General features: G+C 72.8%; 18 protein-coding genes. 6 read left to right on the top strand and 12 right to left on the bottom strand.

Annotated elements, in window-relative coordinates; translation table 11 throughout:
- Positions 1 to 64: 64 nt before the first annotated feature.
- Together galT and galK are read left to right on the top strand one after the other, a co-directional pair.
- On the top strand, positions 65 to 1,159 hold the full coding sequence (galT, locus tag RYJ27_RS01495; RefSeq protein ID WP_330171947.1) for a galactose-1-phosphate uridylyltransferase: 1,095 nt from the start codon (positions 65 to 67) through the stop codon (positions 1,157 to 1,159).
- Positions 1,156 to 2,334: a galactokinase gene (gene galK / locus RYJ27_RS01490; protein WP_330171034.1), complete on the top strand. Its 1,179-nt coding sequence runs from the start codon at positions 1,156 to 1,158 to the stop codon at positions 2,332 to 2,334. Before galT ends, galK begins: the two co-directional genes overlap by 4 nt.
- Positions 2,335 to 2,374: 40 nt before the next feature.
- Here the strand turns inward: galK and RYJ27_RS01485 are convergent, their stop codons facing one another.
- Genes RYJ27_RS01485 through RYJ27_RS01470 form a run of 4 tightly spaced genes read right to left on the bottom strand, consistent with a single transcriptional unit; the run spans position 2,375 to position 5,803 of the window.
- Complete coding sequence (locus RYJ27_RS01485; RefSeq protein ID WP_330171033.1) at positions 2,375 to 2,932, bottom strand: TetR/AcrR family transcriptional regulator; 558 nt, start codon at positions 2,930 to 2,932, stop codon at positions 2,375 to 2,377.
- Between the two features lie 57 nt (positions 2,933 to 2,989).
- The gene (locus RYJ27_RS01480; protein WP_422732874.1) at positions 2,990 to 3,889 is read right to left on the bottom strand and encodes a DNA-methyltransferase; all 900 of its coding nucleotides are present in this window, start codon (positions 3,887 to 3,889) and stop codon (positions 2,990 to 2,992) included.
- A complete protein-coding gene (locus tag RYJ27_RS01475) occupies positions 3,868 to 4,917 on the bottom strand; it encodes a lipoate-protein ligase LplAB (RefSeq protein ID WP_330171032.1) in 1,050 nt (349 codons plus the stop codon). Before RYJ27_RS01475 ends, RYJ27_RS01480 begins: the two co-directional genes overlap by 22 nt.
- Before the next feature lie 4 nt (positions 4,918 to 4,921).
- Entirely contained in the window at positions 4,922 to 5,803 is an 882-nt protein-coding gene (locus tag RYJ27_RS01470; RefSeq protein WP_330171031.1) for an alpha/beta hydrolase, read from the bottom strand.
- A 97-nt stretch (positions 5,804 to 5,900) separates the two neighbouring features.
- Here RYJ27_RS01470 and RYJ27_RS01465 point away from each other — a divergent pair, with 97 nt between their 5' ends.
- Complete coding sequence (locus tag RYJ27_RS01465) at positions 5,901 to 6,335, top strand: MarR family winged helix-turn-helix transcriptional regulator (protein ID WP_330171030.1); 435 nt, start codon at positions 5,901 to 5,903, stop codon at positions 6,333 to 6,335.
- Positions 6,332 to 7,735 carry an MFS transporter gene (locus RYJ27_RS01460; RefSeq protein WP_422732851.1) on the top strand — a complete coding sequence of 468 codons (1,404 nt, stop codon included), beginning with the start codon at positions 6,332 to 6,334 and terminating at the stop codon, positions 7,733 to 7,735. The genes RYJ27_RS01465 and RYJ27_RS01460 overlap by 4 nt, the downstream gene beginning before the upstream one ends.
- Here the strand turns inward: RYJ27_RS01460 and RYJ27_RS01455 are convergent.
- The 3 genes from RYJ27_RS01455 to RYJ27_RS01445 are packed head-to-tail and all read right to left on the bottom strand — an operon-like array spanning position 7,719 to position 11,199.
- Complete coding sequence (locus RYJ27_RS01455) at positions 7,719 to 8,564, bottom strand: transglutaminase family protein (RefSeq protein ID WP_330171029.1); 846 nt, start codon at positions 8,562 to 8,564, stop codon at positions 7,719 to 7,721. The genes RYJ27_RS01460 and RYJ27_RS01455 overlap by 17 nt on opposite strands.
- Positions 8,561 to 9,496, bottom strand: a complete 936-nt coding sequence (locus tag RYJ27_RS01450) for an alpha-E domain-containing protein (RefSeq protein WP_330171028.1) — start codon at positions 9,494 to 9,496, stop codon at positions 8,561 to 8,563. The genes RYJ27_RS01455 and RYJ27_RS01450 overlap by 4 nt, the downstream gene beginning before the upstream one ends.
- The gene (locus tag RYJ27_RS01445; protein WP_330171027.1) at positions 9,490 to 11,199 is read right to left on the bottom strand and encodes a circularly permuted type 2 ATP-grasp protein; all 1,710 of its coding nucleotides are present in this window, start codon (positions 11,197 to 11,199) and stop codon (positions 9,490 to 9,492) included. The genes RYJ27_RS01450 and RYJ27_RS01445 overlap by 7 nt, the downstream gene beginning before the upstream one ends.
- A 206-nt stretch (positions 11,200 to 11,405) precedes the next feature.
- Between RYJ27_RS01445 and RYJ27_RS01440 the strand changes: the two genes are divergently transcribed.
- Entirely contained in the window at positions 11,406 to 12,416 is a 1,011-nt protein-coding gene (locus RYJ27_RS01440) for a molybdopterin-dependent oxidoreductase (protein WP_422732850.1), read from the top strand.
- A 39-nt stretch (positions 12,417 to 12,455) separates the two neighbouring features.
- Here the strand turns inward: RYJ27_RS01440 and RYJ27_RS01435 are convergent, their stop codons facing one another.
- The 5 genes from RYJ27_RS01435 to RYJ27_RS01415 form a co-directional block, all read right to left on the bottom strand.
- On the bottom strand, positions 12,456 to 12,713 hold the full coding sequence (locus RYJ27_RS01435; protein ID WP_330171026.1) for a hypothetical protein: 258 nt from the start codon (positions 12,711 to 12,713) through the stop codon (positions 12,456 to 12,458).
- A 223-nt stretch (positions 12,714 to 12,936) separates the two neighbouring features.
- Positions 12,937 to 14,157 carry an ornithine--oxo-acid transaminase gene (gene rocD, locus RYJ27_RS01430; protein ID WP_330171025.1) on the bottom strand — a complete coding sequence of 407 codons (1,221 nt, stop codon included), beginning with the start codon at positions 14,155 to 14,157 and terminating at the stop codon, positions 12,937 to 12,939.
- A complete protein-coding gene (ddaH, locus tag RYJ27_RS01425) occupies positions 14,154 to 15,047 on the bottom strand; it encodes a dimethylargininase (RefSeq protein WP_330171024.1) in 894 nt (297 codons plus the stop codon). Before ddaH ends, rocD begins: the two co-directional genes overlap by 4 nt.
- A 159-nt stretch (positions 15,048 to 15,206) precedes the next feature.
- A complete protein-coding gene (locus RYJ27_RS01420; protein WP_330171023.1) occupies positions 15,207 to 18,989 on the bottom strand; it encodes a bifunctional proline dehydrogenase/L-glutamate gamma-semialdehyde dehydrogenase in 3,783 nt (1,260 codons plus the stop codon).
- 95 nt (positions 18,990 to 19,084) lie between these two features.
- Entirely contained in the window at positions 19,085 to 19,645 is a 561-nt protein-coding gene (locus RYJ27_RS01415) for an acyl-CoA thioesterase (protein ID WP_330171022.1), read from the bottom strand.
- A 130-nt stretch (positions 19,646 to 19,775) separates the two neighbouring features.
- Between RYJ27_RS01415 and RYJ27_RS01410 the strand changes: the two genes are divergently transcribed.
- A complete protein-coding gene (locus tag RYJ27_RS01410) occupies positions 19,776 to 20,282 on the top strand; it encodes a GNAT family N-acetyltransferase (protein WP_330171021.1) in 507 nt (168 codons plus the stop codon).
- The last annotated feature ends 9 nt before the right edge of the window (positions 20,283 to 20,291 follow it).

Here is a 20,291-nt window from a genome sequence, read left to right as displayed (position 1 = left end):
GGGCGCGCCCGCCGACACCGTCCTCACCCCCCTCGGGGCCGGCGTCGTCCGCCGCGCGACCCGCATGGCCGACGGTCGCGAGATCATCTACTACGACGACGCCGACACGACTCTCCCGCCGGAGCGCGCCATCGACCCGCGGCCGCTCGACCCCCGGCCCGCGACCGCCACGATGCGCCGCGACGTGCTCACGGGCGATTGGATCTCGGTCGCCGCGGCACGCCAGAACCGTGCGTTCCTGCCGCCCGCGCACCTCGACCCGCTCGCGCCGCAGACCCCGACGAACCCGTCGGAGGTCCCCTCCCTCTACGACGTCGTCGTCTTCGAGAACAAGTCGCCCTCGTTCGGTCCGGCACTGGCCGCCGCCACGGGAGACGCGCCCCTGGCCGAGGACGCCCCCACCGGGCTCGACGACCTCGACGCCGCCGGCCTCGGCCGGAGCCGTTCCTCGGTGGGGCGCTGCGAGGTCGTCTGCTTCTCCCCCGCCCACGAGGGATCGTTCGGCACGCAGTCGTCCTCGCGCGCCCGCACCGTGATCGAGGCCTGGGCCGACCGCACCGCGGCGCTGTCGGCGCTCCCCGGCATCCAGCAGGTCTTCCCGTTCGAGAACCGGGGCGAGGAGATCGGTGTGACCCTGCACCACCCGCACGGGCAGATCTACTCGTACCCGTACGTCACTCCCCGCACGAGGAGCATGCTCGCCGCGATCGAGCGCGAGGGCGCCGACCTCTTCGAGCGCATCATCGCCTTCGAGTCGGCCGGGCCCCGCGTCGTCCTCGAGGCGGAGCACTGGATCGCCTACGTGCCGTTCGCAGCCCGCTGGCCGCTCGAGGTGCACCTCGCCCCCCTGCGGCACGTGCCCGACCTCGCCGCCACGAGCGCGGCCGAGCGCGACGAGCTCGCCGACGTCTACCTGCGCCTGCTGCGCGGCGTCGACGCGCTCTACGACACCCCCACCCCCTACATCGCCGCCTGGCACCAGGCGCCGGTTCACACCGGGCGGGATGCCGTGCGGCTGCATCTGCAGCTGACGTCGCCCCGCCGCGCCGCCGACAAGCTCAAGTACCTCGCAGGATCGGAGACCGCCATGGGCGCGTGGATCGCGGACATCCCCCCGGAGCAGAGCGCGGAGCGCCTGCGCGAGGCGATCGCCCGATGAGCGCCCGCGCCGCGGCGGAGGTGCTGCTGCAGCAGCTCACCGGCCGCGAGCCCGACGGCGTCTGGTCGGCGCCCGGGCGAGCGAACCTGATCGGCGAGCACACCGACTACAACGAGGGCTTCGTGCTGCCGTTCGCGATCGAGCACCGCACGTACGCGGCGGTGGCGCGTCGCGACGACGGCGTGGTGCGCGTCGCCTCCACGTTCGACGAGAACCCGGTGCAGGCGCCGCTCGCCGCCCTGCCGACGCTCTTCGATCGGCCGGGCCACGGCATCCCGGAGTGGGCGTCCTACCCGCTCGGCGTCGCGTGGGCCGCGCTGGCGAAGACGGGCGTCGATCCCGCGGGACTGCCCGGAGTCGACATCGCGATCGCCTCCGACGTCCCGATCGGCGCCGGCCTCTCCTCGTCGGCCGCGATCGAGGGTGCGGCGGCGAGCGCGCTCAACGACCTCTGGGAGCTCGGGCTCTCGGGGCTCGACCTGGCGAAGGTCGGCCGCGTGGCCGAGAACGACGCCGTAGGGGCGCCGACCGGGATCATGGACCAGGTCGCGTCGATGCTGGGGCGCGCGGATGCCGCGACCTTCCTCGACTGCCGAACGCTGGCGACCGAGAGCGTCGACCTCGGCTTCGACGCGGAGGGCCTACGGCCGCTCGTGATCGACACGCGCGTCACGCACTCGCACGCGACGGGCGGCTACCGCGAGCGTCGCGACGCCTGCGAGCGCGGCGCGGCCGCCATGGGCGTCCCCGCCCTGCGCGATCTCCTGCCGGACGACCTCGAGCGCGCCCGAGGCCTCCTCGACGACGTCACCCTCCGCCGTGTGCGCCACATCGTCACGGAGAACCAGCGGGTGCAGGACACGGTGCGCACGCTTCGCGACAGGGGCCCCCGCTCGATCGGGGGCCTGCTCGTCGCCTCGCACGCCTCGATGCGCGACGACTTCGAGATCTCGACGCTCGAGCTCGACACCGCCGTCGACGCGGCCCTCGAGGCGGGTGCGATCGGCGCGCGCATGACGGGCGGCGGGTTCGGCGGCGCCGCGATCGCGCTCGTCGAGGGCGACGCCGTCGAGCGGGTGGCGGATGCCGCGGCCCGCGCGTTCGCGCGTCGCGGGTTCGGCGCCCCGCGCACCTTCACCGTCACCCCCTCGCGGGGCGCGGGGCGCGACGCGTAGGAGCCTCGGCCGCCGCGTCCCCGTCGCGCGGTTCGATCCCTCAGCGGGCCGCGAGCGCCGCGTCGATCAGGCGGCGGACCCTGCTCGCGGCTGCGGGGCGATCCTCGAGCGGGACCGCGGTGAGCTCGCCGGCGAGCATGCTGGCGGCGTGGATGACGTCGTCGACGTCGACGTCGGCGCGCACGCGACCTCGCGCGATGTCCCGCGTGAGCAGCAGCGACAACGCCTCCTGATACCCGTCGGCGATCTCGACCACCTCGGCATCCTTCGAATCACGGATCATCTGCACGAACACCGTCGAGAGCACCGGTTCGCCCGCGACGGCCGTGAAGAGCGCATCGAGACCGATACGCTCGTCGGCGATGTCTGCCCGGAAGGCCGCCAGGGTCTCCTGGAATATCGCGACCTCGAGCGATGTGCGGTCGGGGAAGTGCCGGTAGAGGCTCCCCTGACCGACGCCCGCGGCGCGGGCGACCGAGGTGAACGGTGCGCTCAATCCCGTCTCCGCGTAGATGCGCCGGGCGGCGTCGATGAGTGCGCGGCGGTTCCCCGGCCCGGCGGCGGGGCCGCGGTTGGGCCGGGCGGAGGGGGAGGACATGGAGGAAGCGTAGTGCCGGGCGGCGACGCCGGCGGCGGAACCGCCGCGCGCGCGTGTCTACGCCGTGACGGCGGCGTCGTCGCCGTCCGCGATACGGCGCACCGCCGCCCCCGGCATCCGCCTCGCCATGACGTCGATCGCGTGGGGGTGGGCGTCGATGAGCACGCCGCGCCGCCCGAGGGCGGAAGCGACGGCGCCGGTCGTGCCGCTGCCGGCGAAGGGGTCGAGCACGACGTCGCCGGGGCGCGTGGATGCCTGGATCATGCGGCGCAGGATGCCCTCGGGCTTCTGCGTCGGGTAGCCGGTGCGCTCGCGTCCGCCCGTGGGGACGATCGTGTGCCACCACACATCGGTCGGCAGCTTGCCCCGCGCCGCCTTCTCGGGGGTGACGAGCCCGGGCGCCATGTAGGGCTCGCGCTCGATGGCGTCGACGTCGAAGACGTGCGCCCCGGGGTTCTTCACGTAGACGAGGATCGTGTCGTGCTTGCTCGGCCATCGGCTGCGCGGCTTGGCGCCGTAGTCGTAGGCCCAGATGATCTCGTTGAGGAAGCGGTCGCGGCCGACCAGCGCATCGAGCATCACTTTGGCGTAGTGCGCCTCGCGGTAGTCCAGGTGCAGATACAGCGTGCCGTCGTCGGCGAGGAGGCGCCACGCCTCGACGAGCCGCGGCGCGAGGTACCCCCAGTAGTCGTCGAAGGTGTCGTCGTAGATCTTCAGGAGGGTGCGCACCCGCTCGTAGCCCCGGCCGCGGAAGCCGGACTGCACGTCGCCCGCCACCGTCGTCGTCGTCGACACGCGCTCACGGGTGCGACCGGTGTTGAACGGCGGGTCGAGGTAGACGAGCGTGAACGCCCCGTCGGGCAGATCCGCCATGACGGCGAGATTGTCCCCCTCGACGATCTCTACGCCCGATCCGGCCGGCGCGGGGTCGGCGGTCACGGCACGCGCTTCAGCCAGGCGTCGGTCGAGAACTTCTCCTCCACGAGCCGCTCCGCCTCCGCGTACTCGTCGGCGGTGATCGTGCCCCGCTCCGCGCCGTACAGCCGCGCGAACGTGTCGAGCAGCCGCTGGATGACCTCCGCCCGGGGCAGGCCGGTCTGACTGCGGAGCGGATCGACGCGCTTGGCCGCCGACGCCGTCCCCTTGTCGGAGAGCTTCTCGCGACCGATGCGCAGCACCTCGGTCATCGTCTGGCCGTCGATGTCGTAGCTGAGGGTCGCGTGGTGGAGCACGCCGCCGTTCGCGAGGCGCTTCTGCGCGGCGCCGCCGATCTTCCCCGTCGGGCTCGCGATGTCGTTGAGGGGCTGGTAGACGGCCTCGATCCCCAGCGAGCGCAGCGCCTGCAGCACCCAGTCGTCGAGGAAGGCGTAGGAGTCGGCGAAGGTCATTCCGGCCACGAGGGATGCCGGGACGTAGAGCGAGTACGTCACGATCTGCCCCGCCGCCATCATCATGGCGCCGCCGCCCGAGATCCGTCGCACGACGTCGAACCCGTGGCGCGCGGCCCCTTCGGGGTCCACCTCGTTCCGCAGCGACTGGAACGAGCCGATCACGACCGCGGAGGAGTCCCACTCCCACATCCGCAGCGTAGGGCGGCGACGGCCGTCGCCCACGCGGGCGGTGAGCACCTCGTCGAGCGCGAGGTTCATCCGCGGGGACACCGCCTTCTCGTGCACGATCTCCCAGTCGAAGTCCCGCCACCCGGGAGCCGTCACGAGCGCCCGGCGCACGGCGGTCCCCACCGCCTCCGGAGTGAACCCGAGCATCTGCACGCCCTCCGGGAGGTCGGCGCGGATCGCCGCCGCGATGGCCGCGACATCCGCCGTCTCCGGCAGGCCCGTCACGGCGGCGTCGATCGACACGAGCGCCGTGTCGGGTTCGAGGAAGAAGTCGCCCGCGAGACGAAAGTCCGCGATGCGCCCCTCCCTGACGTCGAGGTCGACGACCACGAGCTTTCCGCCGGGGACCTTGTACTCGCCGTGCATGCTCTCAGCCTAGGGCGGCGTCGACGACGGGGAATCGGCGGTCGAGCCAGGCGAGCAGGTCCGCGCGCACCTGCTCGCGGATCGCGGTGACCTCGTTGAAGATCTCATGGCGGGCGTGCGGATACACGAGCGTCGTGATGTCGTCGAAGCCGGAGCGCTCGCGATACGCCCGTGCAAGCCGGTGCACCGAGGCGGGCCCGCCCACGGTGTCGTCCCGGCCGACCATCAGCAGGATCGGGATGTCGCGTCCCGCGCGCCGCCCCCGGAGGCCCCGCCGCGGGCGGCCGAACAGCCGGGCGGCGTCGACGACGCCGAAGAGCTTGCGCAGCGGCTCGGAGGTCGTCAGGGGATCGTCGGCGAACGCTCTGCCGACCGCGGGGTCGGAGGACAGCCAGGCCAGACCCGTGGGGTCCTCGTCCTTCCACGGGGCGTTGAGGTCGCCGGCGTTGAGCGAACCGGGCCAGCGCAGCGCCGACCCCGAGAGGACGAGGCCGTCGTACGCGTCCGGATGCCGGTCCAGCAGCATCTGCGCGAGGAACGAGCCCCACGAATGCCCGAGGAGCACGACGGGCGCCTCTGGGTTCTCGAGCCGGATCAGCCGGCTGAGCTGCCACACCGCCTCGAGGGCGGCCGGGAGCCCCCCGGGCCCCAGCCGCCCGAGCCGGGCCGCATCGCCGTGGTGGCCCATGCCGGTGCGGCCGTGGCCCCGGTGGTCGTCGGCGTACACCGTGAAACCCGCGCCGGTGAGGGCCTCGACGAGCTCGCCGTAGCGACCCGCGTGCTCACCGACGCCGTGGAGCAGCTGGACGACGCCCCTCATCGGCGGGCGGGCCGGATGGACGTCGTAGACGATCGCGATGCCGTGGGCGTCGATGAACTCGGGCACGGGCACGAGTCTAGGCGCGGCACCGGCGGATGCCGCGGGATCGGGCACTCCTCGGGCTATTCGTTAGCAACGTTAATGAGCTATGCTAACGAACACGATGACCGATGCGACGCCTCCCCTCTCCGCAGAGGCGTCGCAGCTGCGATCCGCGATCGTGCGCCTGTCCCGTCGGCTGCGAAACGAACGCGCGGTCGACTCGATGAGCGACGGGCAGCTCGCGGTGCTCGGCATCCTGAAGATGCACGGCACCCACACCCTCGGCGAGCTGGCCGACCGCGAGCGCGTGTCGGCTCCCTCGATGAATCGCACCGTCAACTGCCTCGAGCAGGACGGCCTCGTCTCCCGCAGCCCCGACGAGGCCGACCGGCGCAAGGTGAACATCGCGCTCACCGCGGAGGGGATCGCCGTGGTGGAGGAGACCCTGCGGCGCCGCGACGCTTGGCTCGAGGACGCCCTCCTCGAGCTGTCGGGCGACGAGCGTCGCCGGCTCCGCGATGCGGTGGATGTGATCGCCCGGATGGCCGAGCGATGACGACGACCCGCGCTCCCCGCACCGCCGGCGGCTCGGGCATGTTCCGGTCGTTCTCGATCTTCAACTACCGCGTCTGGTTCATCGGCGCCCTCGTATCCAACGTGGGCGCGTGGATGCAGGCGACGGGCCAGAGCTGGGTCGTGCTCACCGAGCTGACCGACAACGATCCCGCAGCGATGGGGATCAGCATGGCGCTGCAGTTCGGTCCGCCCCTCCTGCTGGTGAGCGTCACGGGCTGGGTCGCCGACCGGTTCGAGCGGCGGCGGCTGCTCATGCTCACGCAGGGCGCGCTGCTGCTGCTGGCGGTCGGCACCGGCATCCTGCTGCTCGTGGGCGCGATGACGCTCCCGCTGATGTTCGTCATCGCCGGCCTGTCGGGGGTCGTGATGGCCTTCGACAACCCCGCGCGGCAGGCGTTCGTGTCCGACCTCGTCAGCCGCGAGAACGCCTCGAACGCGGTTGCGCTCAACGCCGCGTCGTTCAACGGCGCCCGCATGATCGGCCCGGCCGTCGCGGGCGTGCTGATCGTCGCGGTCGGCTCGGGATGGGTGTTCGTCGCCAACGGCGCCACCTTCCTGGCCACGGGGGTGGCCCTGCTCCTCATCCGCTCACGCGAGCTCGTGCCGCGCGCCCACGCGCCCGGCGGCTCTCGGCTGGCGGACGGCTTCCGCTACGTGGCCGGGCGGCCCGACCTGCTCGTGGTCTTCGCGATGGTCTTCCTCATCGGCGCCTTCGGCATGAACTTCCCCATCTTCGCCTCGACCATGGCGCTCGAGTTCGGGCAGCAGGCCGACGGGTTCGGGCTGCTGTCGTCGGTGCTCGCGATCGGCTCCCTCGCCGGCGCCCTCATGGCCGCCCGCCGCGATCGCGCCCGCATCCGGGTGGTCATGTTCGCCGCCCTGGGGTTCGCGGTGGCTTCCGGCGCATCCGCCCTGATGCCCTCCTATTGGACGTATGCGGCGCTGCTCGTCGTGAACGGGTTCACGGTCGTCACGGCGCTCACGACCGCGAACGGCTATGTGCAGACCACGACAGATCCCGCGCTGCGCGGCCGCGTCATGGCCCTCTACGTGGCGGTCATGATGGGCGGGACACCCGTGGGCGCCCCCATCGTCGGGTGGGTCGCGGCCGAGTTCGGCCCGCGGGTGGCCATCCTCGTCGGCGCGGCCGCGGGTCTTGTCGCCTTCGGCGTGGGCATCACGTGGATGCTCGCGTCCGGACGGGTGCACCGTCACCGCACACGTCGGTTCGCGCTGAGCCTGGACGAGACGACGCCCGTCAGCATCGTCTCCCCGGAACCGGAGCAGTTCAGCGACGAGGTCGCGGGGACGACCCCGATCCGCCTGCCCGGAACGGATGCCGCGGCGGCGCCCCGCCCCGCTCCTACGCCTCGCGGGTGATCGTGACGCGCACGAACAGCTGACTCTTGAAGGGGCCGGCGTAGACACCACGCAGCGGCGGCACGTCGTTGTAGTCGCGGCCACGGCCGACGAGCACGTGCCGGTCGCCGATCTCGATGTTGTTCGTGGGGTCGAAACCGGTCCACTCCCCCGCGAACCACTCGAGCCACGCGTGCGACTCGCCGCTCACAGCGACACCGACCTCGGCGTTCGGCCGAGGGTGCAGGTAGCCAGACACGTAACGGGCGGGGATGCCGACGGCGCGCAGGGCGCCGATCGCGATGTGCGCGATGTCCTGGCACACGCCCTTGCGGGCATCCCAGGCCTCCGCGGCGGTGGAGTGCACGCCGGTGATGCCGTGCATGTACTCGACCGCGTCGCCGATCGCCATGCAGATGTCGTGCGCCGCGGGGCCGGGGTCGCTGTGGCGGCCGGCGATCGAGCGGGCGATCTCGACGACCTCCTCGCTCGGCGTCGTGCGGCGCGTCTGCGTCAGGTGCTCGACGGTGTCGATCGAGCGGGCGCTCTCGGCCACCAGGCGATCCCACGAGATGCCGGTGTGCTCGATCGGACGGGGCCGCACCTCGACGAGCGACCGCGCCGTGATGTTGAGCTCCTTGTGTCCGGAGAGCACATCGAAGGCGCTCACGCGCGTGCCGAAGTAGTCCACGTAGCTGTTGACCGCGGTCGAGGGATCGATATCGAGAGACGAGCTGAGCACGAACTGGCTGTCGGTCGTGCCCGGCAGCATCCGCGCCTCGTTGTACGAGGCGGAGACGTCGCCCGGATAGCTGAAGCCGGTCGTGTGCTCGATGCGAAGGCGCTTCATGAGGTCTCTCCGATCCAGCTGGGTTCGGCCTGCGTCGGGAAGAACCGCTGGCGGATGGCCTCGGATGCCTCGCGCGTGACGGTCTGCACCCGCAGCATGTGGTGGGGAAGCTCGCCGAGGATCTCGCTGATGGGGCTGTACTCCAGGTCGTTGCGGATGCGGCCCAGGGCTCGCAGCACCTGATTGGAGTGCCCGACGCGGTCCTCGCGCGGGTCGATCGCGCTCATGCACTCCTCGGCGCGCTGGATCGAGAAGATGATGGAGCGTGGGAAGAGCCGGTCGAGCAGGAGGAACTCCGCCGCGTTGCGGGCGCTCGGCATCCCCCGATACGTGCGCAGGTACGCCTCGTAGGCGCCGCACGAGCGGAGGATCGTCGTCCAGGAGGGGCCGGAGACCTCCGTCAGCGATCGGGTCGCGAGCAGGCGCGCGGTCATGTCGGCGCGCTCGATCGCGCGGCCCAGCGCGAAGAACTGCCACGCCTCATCGCGGCTCGTGGAGGAGTCCATGACCCCGACCGCGAGCGCGGCCCGCTCGCGAACCCACTGGAAGAACTCGTGCACCTTGTCGACCTGCAGGCGCCTCGGCATCCGGGCGTTCGTCGTGTTGAGGCACTCCCAGAGCTCCGTCGAGACGATCTCGCGCGCCCGCCGGGCGTTCTCGCGAGCCGCGTTGAGCGAATAGACGATGCTCGCGGGGTTCATCCGGTCCACCGCGAGGCGGGAGAGCACGTCCTCGCGCGTGACCGTCGCCGCGTCGTCCGAGGCGACGACCGTGCCCATGACCGACAGCAGCGACCGGCAGGCGGTGTCCTCGTTGATCCACGGGTCCTCGAGCAGGAGCTGCAGGTGCACGTCCAGGATGCGGGCGGTTCCGTCGCTGCGCTCGATGTAGCGACCGATCCAGAAGAGGGATTCCGCGATGCGGCTCAGCATGAGGGGGCACCGTCCTCGTCATCCGACGGCGCGGCGTCGCTCGCCTGCTGCTGCTGTTCCTGCTGCTCGACGCGCGAGCGCGGACGATCCTGAGGAGAGTGGTCGACGCCGGGGTGGTCGGCCTCGTCGTAGATGATCGGGATCGCCGCCGTCACGGTCGCCGCCTGATCGGCGACGAGGCCCGCGAGCCCCTGCCCCTGCCCGTACTCGACGTGCGCGGGCGCCGAGCCTCCCACGACCCACGTGTCCTTCGACCCGCCGCCCTGGCTGGAGTTGACCACGAGCTGCCCCTCCGGGAGGGCGACGCGCGTGAGGCCGCCCGGCAGCACCCAGATATCGTCGCCGTCGTTGACGGCGAACGGGCGCAGATCGGCGTGCCGCGGGCGCATGCCGTCCTCCACGAGGGTCGGGATCGTCGAGAGCATGACCACCGGCTGCGCGATCCAGCCGCGGGGGTCGGCCAGCAGGCGGGTACGCAGGGCGTCGAGCTCGGCGCGCGAGGCATCGGGCCCCACGACCAGACCCTTGCCGCCGGAGCCGTCGACCGGCTTCACGACGAGCTCGTCGAGGCGGTCGAGCACCTCCTCCAGCGCCTCGGGCTCCTCGAGCCGCCACGTGTCGACGATCGGGAGGATCGGCTCCTCGGAGAGGTAGTAGCGGATGAGGTCGGGGGTGTAGGTGTAGAGGAGCTTGTCGTCGGCCACGCCGTTGCCGACCGCGTTGGCGATCGTCACGTTGCCCAGGCGCGCGGCGAGCATGAGCCCCGGCGCGCCGAGCATGGAGTCGGCGCGGAACTGCAGCGGGTCGAGGAAGTCGTCGTCGACCCGCCGGTAGATCACGTCGACGCGCTTCGGCCCGCGCGTGGTGCGCATGAATACCTTGCCGCCCATGCACAGCAGGTCGCGGCCCTCGACGAGCTCCACCCCCATGAGCCGGGCGAGCAGGGTGTGCTCGAAGTACGCGGAGTTGTAGACGCCGGGGGTGAGCACGACCACGTTCGGCTCGTCGGTGCCGGGCGGGGCCGAGGCGCGCAGCGCCGCGAGCAGCTTGTTGGGGTAGTCGCCCACAGGCCGCACCCGCATCGAGACGAAGAGCTCCGGCAAGGTCTGCGCCATCACGCGGCGGTTGGAGATGACGTAGCTGACGCCGCTCGGCACGCGCACGTTGTCCTCGAGCACGCGCATCTTGCCGTGCTCGTCGCGGATGAGGTCGATCCCCGACACCTGGATGCGCACGCCGTTGGCCGAGTGGATGCCGTAGGCCTGGCGGTAGAAGTACTGCGACGAGGCGATGAGCTGCGCGGGGACGACCCCGTCGCGCACGCAGTTCTGGCGACCGTAGACGTCGTCGAGGAAGGCCTCGAGCGCCCGCACGCGCTGCTTGATGCCCGCCTCGACCTCGGACCACTCGTCGAAGTCGATCACGCGGGGCACCGCATCCAGGGGGAAGGGCCGCTCCTCGCCGGCGAAGTCGAACGTCACGCCCTGCGCGAGATAGGAGCTCGCGAGGGAGTCGGTGCGCCCGCGCAGCTCCTCCTGCGTCATCCTCGCGAGGGCGTGATAGAGCTCGCGGTACGCGTCGCGCGATTCCGCGAGCGCGCCGGGATGCGACGGCGATCCGAACATCTCGTCGAAGGCGGGGAGACCCTGGGGAGTCTTGCGCGGCGCGAGAGTGGAGCCGTAGCCGTCGAAGAGGTCACCCATGCTGCGAGCCTAGTCCGGGGCATGTTGCCTGGGTGTTTCCCGGCGGCGGGCCGGGGCCGGTGCGCGCGGACGTAGGCTTCCGCCATGGCGACGGCTGTCGAAGCACGCACGGATGCGCCCCGACGCACGCCGGGGGGCATCGGCTCCGCGGTGGCGGGGATCGTCGCCGCGGCGACCGGCACGGCCCTGGGCGAGCTCACCGCCGCGTGCTGTCGGTCCTCATCCGCCGCTCCGATCCCCTCCCGGGGCCGACGGAGGATGCCTCGAGGCGCCGCTTCCTCATCACCGCCGGCATCGCGGCGGCCGTGACGATCGCGGCCGCGATCGGCGCGACGGCCGTGCGCGCCGGGCGCTCGGCGGCGTCGGCCGTTCGTGAGGCCGTCCGCCTTCCGGTCCCCGCCACCGCCGCGCCCGAGGTCCCTGCCGGAGCCGAACTGGGCATCGACGGGCTTGCGCCCGTGGTCACGCCGAACGCGCAGTTCTACCGCATCGACACCGCCCTCGTCGTGCCCGACATCGCCCCCGCGGACTGGTCGCTGCGCATCCACGGCCTCGTCGACCGCGAGGTCGTGCTGCGCTGGGACGAGCTGCTCGCGCGCGCCGGAGTGCGGGAGGACGCCGACATGGTGCTCTCCCGCTCGATCGACGGGTTCACCGCATCGAGCCCGCTCGAGGCGCTCACCGACGACCGCAACGCCCTCCTCGCGGTCGGGATGAACGGCGAGCCCCTGCCCGCCGAGCACGGCTTCCCCGTGCGGATGGTCGTTCCGGGGCTCTACGGCTACGTCTCGGCGACGAAGTGGGTGACCGAGCTGGAGGTGACGCGCTTCGATCGTGCGCGCGCCTACTGGACCGACCGCGGATGGTCGGAGCGGGGTCCCGTCAAGCTCCAGTCGCGCATCGACGTCCCCCGCCGCGGCGCCGCCGTGGATGCCGGAAACCGCGTCGTCGCGGGCGTCGCGTGGCAGCAGCACACGGGCGTCGCGGGTGTCGAGGTGCAGGTCGACGAGGGGCCGTGGCGGTCGGCGACCCTCGCGAGCGCGATCTCGGACGACACCTGGGTGCAGTGGAGCATCCCGTGGGAGGCGACCACCGGCGAGCACACCGTGCGGTGCCGCGTTACCAACGCGGAGGGGCAGACCCAGACATCCGAGCGCGTCGGCGTCGTGCCCGACGGCGCGACCGGGTGGCACGAGGTGTCGGTCTCGGTGCGGTGAGCAGGCCCGCCCCGGTCGCGGCAGCGCCCGACCGGCTCGCTAGTGGGCGGCGCCCTCGGGAAGCACGACGTGATCGAGGGCGAAGGGCGTCGGCTCGAGCGCCTGCGACATGATCGCCTCCATCACCTTCTGCGGCACGAGGCAGTCGGCGCAGGCGCCGTCTGTCGCGTCGATGCGCACGACGATGCGGTCCTCCTGCACGGGCTGCCACGACAGCACGTAGCCGTCGGCGGCCATCATCTCCGAGAACTGCGCGAGCGCGGCATCCACGCTCGCGGCGTCTGCGACATCGCTCATGACGTGCTCCGATCTGACGGGGAGCAGGGCTGCTCCGGGGCGGCGACGTCGTCAGGATGCCACGGCCGCCGCCCCTGGACGCAGGGTCGTTTCCGAAGAGCGGAAGGCCGCGTCATCCGCGCGGGTCTCGGCCGGCGGATGCCGCGCACGGCGTCATGGCGTCAGTCGGGTGTCTCCTCGTGCTCGTCCCGGACCACCGTCGCATTATGGCGACCGTGCCGCCTCAGCCGGCGAGCACGACACGGAGCTGCTCGAGCGCCCAGTCCAGCTCGGTCGCCCGCACGACGAGGGGTGGCGCGATCCGGATCGTCTGGCCGTGGGTGTCCTTGACGAGCACGCCCCGGGCGAGGAGCCGTTCGGCGACCTCCCGCCCCGTGCCGCGCGCGGGATCGATGTCGATCCCCGCCCACAGGCCCGCCACGCGGACGGCGGTCACGCCCCGCCCCGCGAACTCCGCGAGCTTCGTCTCGAGGTGCTGCCCGAGGGCGGCGGCACGCGTCTGGAACTCGCCCGAGGCGAGCATCTCCACCACCTGCAGGCCCACGGCGGCGGCGAGCGGGTTGCCGCCGAACGTCGATCCGTGCTCGCCCGGGCGGATCACGCCGAGCACGTCGGCGTCTGCGACGACGGCGGAGAGGGGCAGGATGCCGCCGCCGAGCGCCTTGCCCAGGAGGTACACGTCGGGCACGACCTGCTCCCGATCGCACGCGAACGTGGTCCCGACCCGTCCGAGGCCCGACTGGATCTCGTCCGCGATCATCAGCACCCCCCGCTCGCGGGTGATCTGGCGCACCTCGCGCAGGTAGCCCTCGGGCGGGATGACGACGCCGGCCTCGCCCTGGATGGGCTCGAGCAGCACGGCCGCCGTGTTCTCGTCGATCGCGGCCGCGAGGGCGGCGGCATCCCCGAACGGCACGTGCACGAAGCCGGGCGCGAACGGCCCGAATCCCTCGCGGGCGTCGGGGTCGTCGCTGAAGCCGACGATCGTCGTCGTGCGCCCGTGGAAGTTGCCGTGCGCGACGACGACGGTGGCGGCATCCGGCGCGATGCCCTTGACGCGGTAGCCCCACGCGCGCGCGACCTTGATGCCCGTCTCGACGGCTTCGGCGCCCGTGTTCATGGGCAGCACCATGTCCTTGCCCGCCAGGTCGGCGAGCGCCTGCGCGAAGGGGGCGAGGCGGTCGTTGTGGTAGGCGCGACTGGTGAGCGTCAGGCGGTCGAGCTGATCGCGCGCGGCCGCGAGGATGGCCGGGTGGGAGTGCCCGAAGTTCAGCGCCGAGTAGGCGGAGAGCAGATCGAGGTAGCGCTTGCCCTCGACATCCGTCACCCACGCGCCCTCGCCGCGCGTGATGACGACGGGGAGCGGGTGGTAGTTGTGGGCGAGGTGCGCGTCCTCCACCGCGATCAGGGCGGCGGTCTGGGAATCCCGCACGGGTGCGCTCATCGGGTTCCTCCTCGGAGTTCGAGCGTGCAGCACTTGATCCCGCCGCCGCCCAGCAGCAGTTCGGACAGGTCGACGAGCACGGGCTCGTAGCCGCGTTCGCGCAGCTGCGCCTCGAAGCCGGTCGCGCGCGGGGAGATCAGCACGTGGCGGCCGTCGCTGGCGGAGTTCAGCCCGAACACGTCTCCGTCGGCCTCGGCGACGTGGATCGCATCGGGATAGCGCTCGGCGAGGATCGCCCGGCTCACGGCGTCGAAGGCGTGCGGCAGGTAGGCGATGTTCGCGCGGTCGGGGCCGCCGCGGTGCGCGCCCTCGACGGGGTCGAGCACGGCGATCGCGGTGTCAAGGTGGTAGAACCGCGGATCGGTGAGGGTGAGGCTCACGACCTCGCGGGCGAAGACCTCGCCCACCTCGCGGTGGCTGTCGCCGGTGGAGCGGAATCCGGTGCCGGCGAGGATCGTCTCGCCGACCAGCAGGAAGTCGCCCTCGCCCTCGTTGACCTCGCGCGCCTCAGCCACCTCGAACCCGTTCGCGGCGAACCACTCGGTGAAGTGCGCCGCCTCCGGCGCCCGCTCGGCGAAGCGGAACTTCGCGCCGTAGGCGACACCGTCGATGAGGAAGCCGCCGTTGGCGGTGTAGACCATGTCGGGCAGGCCCGGCACGGGGTCGATCAGCTCCACCTCGTGGCCGAGTGAGACATACGTGTCGTATAGCGTCTGCCACTGGCGCAGCGCGGTCGCCGTGTCGGTCGGGAGGGCGGGCTGCATCCACGGGTTGATCGTGTAGCTGACGGTGAAATGCTCGGGCCGGCACATGAGGTACCGCCGGCGATGCGCGGTGCGCCCCGCGGTGGCCTCGGGTGCGCTTTCGGTAGGCAGGGGTCGGGGGCTCATCTGTCGCTCCTTCGTCGAGGTGCGGCGGACGCTGTCCAGAGGCCCGACGGCCCTTCGACTCTGCGCCCCGGTGAAGCGGAGAGGAAAGGTCGGCACGAGCACGCCGCGGTCATTCTCTCACGCTGCCCCTGCGACTCGCGAGGGTCCGCGCCTCCGGTGTCAGATGACGTCGGCGCTCCACGGGTCGGGCGCCCCGAAGCGGTGGGCCGTGATCGCGATCGCCTGCTCCCGCAGGAACGGGAGCAGCTCGATGCGCCCGGCGGTCGTGACCTCGTCGGCGTACACCGCGAGATCGGGGTCGCCCGCGACCGCCCGCGCCAGGTCGCCGCGCAGCGCGGCGACGGACTGCGCGGACCCGACCAGCCGTGCCCGGGGCGGGCGGGCGCGAGGCGCCTCCTCGGCGCCGGCGTCCGCCACGACCTGCGGCGCCCCCGACATCCGCTCGCACCACTGGGCGTCGGTCTCGAGGTACACCGGCACGTCGAGCTCGCCGAGCACGCGTCGCACGGGCGCCGGGAGCCCGACGGGGGCGCTGAGCGTGAACCGCGACCGCGACCTGACGCCGGCGAGCACGACCCGCAGGACCGAGCGCCACGGCGCGTCCCCCGTCGCGCGGATCGCGACGGGGACGGGCCGGTATCGGAAGAGGTTGCGTTCGACGCCGAGGCCCGAGACATCCTTCACCTGCCCGAACTCGCGATCCCACGCCACCGCGTCGGAGAGCGCACCGCGGCGCAGCCAGTCGAAGCCCTCGTAGTCGAGGGTCGCCTGCGCCGCCTCGATGACCGCCGTGAGCCGCGAATCGAGCCCGCGCAGGTGCAGCGACGACGAGGGCTTGCCGGCGCTCGCGCGCCAGGAGCCGAGACCCATGAGGTAGTTGGGCCCCCCGGCCTTCGTCCCCGGGCCCACCGACGACCGCTTCCAGCCTCCGAAGGGCTGGCGCTGCACGATGGCGCCCGTGATCCCGCGGTTCACGTAGAGGTTGCCTGCCTCCACGCGCCCGATCCACCGCGCGAGGTCGTCGGGGCTCTGCGTGTAGAGGCCCGCCGTCAGCCCGTAGTCGACGGCGTTCTGCAGATCGATCGCCTGGTCGAGGGTCGCGGCGTGCATGATGCCGAGGACGGGGCCGAAGAACTCCTCGCGGTGGAACCGCGAGCCGGGTTCCACGCCCGTGCGGATGCCGGGGCTCCACAGCCGTCGCTGCGCATCGAGCGGGCGGGGCTCCACGAGCCACCGCTCGCCCTCGTCGAGGGTCGTGAGCGCCCACTGCAGCTTCCCGCTGGGCGGCTCGATGACGGGACCGACCTCCGCTCGCGGGTCGTGGGGGAAGCCGACGCGGAGCGAGGTCGCGGCATCCACCAGCTGGCGGGCGAACCGCTTCGAGCGCCCGACGGGACCGACGAGGATCGCGAGGGATGCCGCGGAGCACTTCTGCCCCGCGTGCCCGAACGCGCTGCGCACGAGGTCGCCCGCAGCGAGGTCGAGGTCGGCCGAGGGCATGATGATCATGGCGTTCTTGCCGCTGGTCTCGGCCAGCAGGGGCAGGTCGGCTCGCCACGACCGGAACAGCGCCGCGGTGTCCCACGAGCCGGTGAGGATGACGCGGTCGACGTCGGGGTGCGAGATGAGCTCGCGCCCGAGGTCGCCCTCGTCGATGTCGGCGAGTGCCAGCACGTCTCGCGGCACCCCGGCGTCCCAGAGCGCGTCGGCGATCACGGCGGCGCACCGCCGCGCCTGCGGGGCCGGCTTGAAGACGACGCCCGAGCCCGCGGCGAGCGCCGCGAGGACACCGCCGGCCGGGATCGCGAGGGGGAAGTTCCAGGGCGGGGCGACGACGCTCACGCGCGAGGGCACGAAGATCGCACCGGAGACGCTGTCGAGCTCACGAGCGGCGCCGGCGTAGTAGCGCGCGAAATCGACGGCCTCGCTCACCTCCGCGTCGGCCTCGGCGAAGACCTTGCCCGTCTCGGATGCCGCGACCTCGATCAGCAGGCCACGTCGCCCCTCCAGCACGGCGGCCGCGCGCTCGAGCACGGCGGCGCGCTCCGCCGCGGGGAGCGATCCCCAGCCCTCCGCCGCACCCCGCACCCGCGCCACCATCGCCTCGAGCGCGTCCACGTCGCCGACGCGCGCGGCGCCGATCGTCCGCTCCCCCGCGGTCGAGGCGGGGATCCGCTCGAACACCTCGCGGGCCCACTCTCGATTCGCCGGCAGGGCGGGGTCGGAGTCGGGGGCGTTCGCGAACCCGGGCATCCCCGCGGCGGCCCCCGCCCGCGCCGCACCTCCGCGCTCCCGCGGGGCGTAGACGGCCGTCTCGACCAGCGGCGTGCCGCCGAAGAAGAACGGCTCGCCCGGCTGAGCGAGCGCGGCGGTCTCGCCGAGCGTGCCGGCGGCAGCGCCCTGCGCGATGCCGAGCACGGCCTGCGTCATGCCGGCCTCCGGCTCCGCGTCGGGCGCGGGGGCACGGCGGATGGCGGGGGTGTCGGCGGGCGACGAGGGGCCCTCCGCCGCGGCATCCGCGGCACCCGGGGACGCCGCGCGCACCTGACGCCGGTTCGGCCCCGTGGCCAGGTCGGCGGTGTGCGCCCGGGCGACCGAGGCGAGGAAGCGGTCGCGCTCGCGTCGCCAGAGCACGGGGTCGCCCGCGAGGTCGAACGCGGCCGAGAGGAAGTTCTCGCTCGAGGCGTTCTCCTCGAGGCGGCGCACGAGGTACGCGATCGCCACGTCGAACTCGTCCGGGCGCACGACCGGCACGTACAGCAGCACGGGGCCCACCTCGCGCGAGACGGCCTCGACCTGGCCCTGCGCCATGCCGAGCAGCATCTCCACGTCGACGTCGCCCCGAACCCCGCGCTCTCCCGCGAGCAGCCACGCGTGCGCGATGTCGAAGAGGTTGTGCCCCGCGACGCCCAGCCGCACGGCGCGCGTGCGCTCGGGGCGCAGCGCCGCGTCGAGGCAGCGCAGATAGTTGGCGTCGGTGTCGACCTTCGCGTCGTACGTCGCGAGGCTCCACCCGTGCACGAGGGCGTCGACCCGCTCCATCGCGAGGTTCGCCCCCTTGACCAGGCGCACCTTGATGCGGGCTGCGCCGTCGTCGACGCGGCGCCGGGCCCACGCGGTCAGCTCGTCGAGCGCGGGCAGCGCGTCGGGCAGGTACGCCTGGAGCACGATCCCGGCCTCGAGCCGGCGCAGCCGCGGGTCCTCAAGCAGCCGCGTGAAGACCGCGATCGTGAGGTCGAGGTCGCGGTACTCCTCCATGTCGAGGTTGATGAAGGTGCCGTCCTCGGCGGCGGAGAGGTACAGGGGCAGCAGGCGGGCCACGACGTCGTCGACCGTCTCGGGGAACGCCCACGGCGCGATGCGCCCCGCGATCGCCGACACCTTCACCGAGACGTAGTCCACGTCGGGTCGGCGGATCAGCTCGTGGATGCCGTCGAGGCGGCGCGCGGCCTCCTTCTCGCCGAGAACCGCCTCTCCGAGCAGGTTGAGGTTCAGCCGGGCCCCGCCCTCGCGGATCTTCGCGATCGCGGGTCCGAGCCGGTCGGGCCGCGCGTCGACGACGAGGTGCCCGACCATCTCGCGCAGCACCCGGCGGGCGATCGGCACGACCGGCGCGGGCAGGGCGGGCGCCACGGCGCCGCCGATCCGCACGGCACCCCTCAGGTACCACGGCAGGAACTCGGGCACGAGCGGCGCGACCCGGTGCAGGGTGGATGCCGCGGCCACGAGCGACTCGGGGCGCATCACGCCGTCGACGAAGCCGAGGGTGAACGGCAGGCCGTTGCGGTCTTTCAGGACACCGGCCAGGCGCTGCGCGGCGGGGTCCGCCTCGACCCGGGCGCTCTCCGCGACCCAGCGCTGCGCGAGCCGCACGGCGCGCTCGGCGAGGTCATCGCCGGGGGCCGAGCTGCCGGTGTCCCCGGGGGCGGGGGTCGTCACCATGGGCTCAGCCTATGCGGCGAGGCCGTCGCCGTCCGGGCACGGCGCGGGCGCGGCATCCGTGTCCGGCGTCGGCCGGCGTCGTGGTGCGCGGCGGATCAGTCCCAGATGCTCGGCGCGGGGCGGCGCGTGGAGGGCAGGGCGGATGCCGCGGCCCACTCGTGCACCCACTCGGGGACGTCGGGCAGGCCCTCCGGCCGGCCCACCGCGGCGAAGAGCTCGTCGTGGGAGAGGGTGCCCCCCGAGCGCTTGAGCATGCGGGCGCGGATGATGGCCCGGGCGTACACCTCGCCGTCCACGATCGCGCGGTGCTCCATGTACAGCGCGCGGTCGTCGTGCCCGATGAAGCGGGTCTCGATCGTGAACCGCTGCCACAGCCCGAGCGACTTCCGGAAGGTGACCGTCTCGCTCGAGACCACCGCGTACCACCCGTGCGCGCGCATCGCGTCGGCGAGGCCCGATCGGGTGAGCAGATCCCAGCGGCCGAGATCGAACAGGGAGAGATAGCGGCCGTTGTTCATGTGCCGCAGCACGTCGATGTCGGTGGGCAGCGTCGTGACCCGGAGGCGCCCGATCGCCGCGGGGTCGACCGGGCCCTCGCGACGCAGCGCGCGGCGGGCGGCGAGGATCACGAGCAGGGTGCGCCAGATCACGTTCACGAGGGGCGATGGTAGTGAGGATCCCCCCGAGCACGCATTCGGTTGTCCGTCTCCGACAAAGAACCGTGCCCGCCCGGGATGCCGGGGGGATCGATTTCCCCCCTTCCGCGGCCTGTCGTAGAGTCTGGCCATGGAAGCCGAGCTCTCCACCGACGTCGTCGTCCGCCCCGTCCGCGATGTGGACGCCGAAGCCCTCGGTCGCGTGCATGCCACCTGCTGGCACGAGACCTACGACCACCTCGTGAGCAGGGCGGCGCTCGAGAGCGTCTCGGCCCGCCGCATGGCCGAGCTCTGGACCCACTGGATGAACCAGGGCCCGGACTACGTGCAGCACGCCGCCCTCGTCGGCGGCGAGATCGTCGGGTTCGCCGGCGCGGGCCCCGCCCGCGACGAGGACGCCCCGCGCCCGCGGGAGCTCTACTTCATCTACCTGCTCGACGCGTGGCACGGCACCGGCATCGGCCAGAAGCTCTTCGACGCCGTCGTGCCGGAGGGCGAAGGCGTCTATCTCTGGGTCGCCGAGGACAACCCCCGCGCGCACCGGTTCTACGCCCGCAACGGCTTCACCGCGGACGGGGCACGCCACGACGAGCCGTTCCTCGGCGAGACGATCACCGAGGTCCGGCTCGTCCGCTGACCCGCGCCG

The organism is Microbacterium limosum, from assembly GCF_036324365.1.
In the GTDB taxonomy this organism is placed as follows: Bacteria; Actinomycetota; Actinomycetes; order Actinomycetales; family Microbacteriaceae; genus Microbacterium; species Microbacterium limosum.
This window is presented reverse-complemented; position numbering and strand designations above follow the sequence as displayed.

Excerpts from the sequence above, each read along its gene's own strand:
- rocD (WP_330171025.1), bottom strand. The coding sequence starts at position 14,157 with ATGAGCGCACCCGTGCGGGATTCCCAGACCGCCGCCCTGATCGCGGTG.
- galK (WP_330171034.1), top strand. The coding sequence starts at position 1,156 with ATGAGCGCCCGCGCCGCGGCGGAGGTGCTGCTGCAGCAGCTCACCGGC.
- ddaH (WP_330171024.1), bottom strand. The coding sequence starts at position 15,047 with ATGAGCCCCCGACCCCTGCCTACCGAAAGCGCACCCGAGGCCACCGCG.
- RYJ27_RS01485 (WP_330171033.1), bottom strand. The coding sequence starts at position 2,932 with ATGTCCTCCCCCTCCGCCCGGCCCAACCGCGGCCCCGCCGCCGGGCCG.
- RYJ27_RS01455 (WP_330171029.1), bottom strand. The coding sequence starts at position 8,564 with ATGAAGCGCCTTCGCATCGAGCACACGACCGGCTTCAGCTATCCGGGC.
- RYJ27_RS01465 (WP_330171030.1), top strand. The coding sequence starts at position 5,901 with ATGACCGATGCGACGCCTCCCCTCTCCGCAGAGGCGTCGCAGCTGCGA.
- RYJ27_RS01460 (WP_422732851.1), top strand. The coding sequence starts at position 6,332 with ATGACGACGACCCGCGCTCCCCGCACCGCCGGCGGCTCGGGCATGTTC.
- RYJ27_RS01445 (WP_330171027.1), bottom strand. The coding sequence starts at position 11,199 with ATGGGTGACCTCTTCGACGGCTACGGCTCCACTCTCGCGCCGCGCAAG.
- RYJ27_RS01435 (WP_330171026.1), bottom strand. The coding sequence starts at position 12,713 with ATGAGCGATGTCGCAGACGCCGCGAGCGTGGATGCCGCGCTCGCGCAG.
- RYJ27_RS01475 (WP_330171032.1), bottom strand. The coding sequence starts at position 4,917 with ATGCACGGCGAGTACAAGGTCCCCGGCGGAAAGCTCGTGGTCGTCGAC.
- RYJ27_RS01410 (WP_330171021.1), top strand. The coding sequence starts at position 19,776 with ATGGAAGCCGAGCTCTCCACCGACGTCGTCGTCCGCCCCGTCCGCGAT.
- RYJ27_RS01450 (WP_330171028.1), bottom strand. The coding sequence starts at position 9,496 with ATGCTGAGCCGCATCGCGGAATCCCTCTTCTGGATCGGTCGCTACATC.
- galT (WP_330171947.1), top strand. The coding sequence starts at position 65 with ATGGCCGACGGTCGCGAGATCATCTACTACGACGACGCCGACACGACT.
- RYJ27_RS01420 (WP_330171023.1), bottom strand. The coding sequence starts at position 18,989 with ATGGTGACGACCCCCGCCCCCGGGGACACCGGCAGCTCGGCCCCCGGC.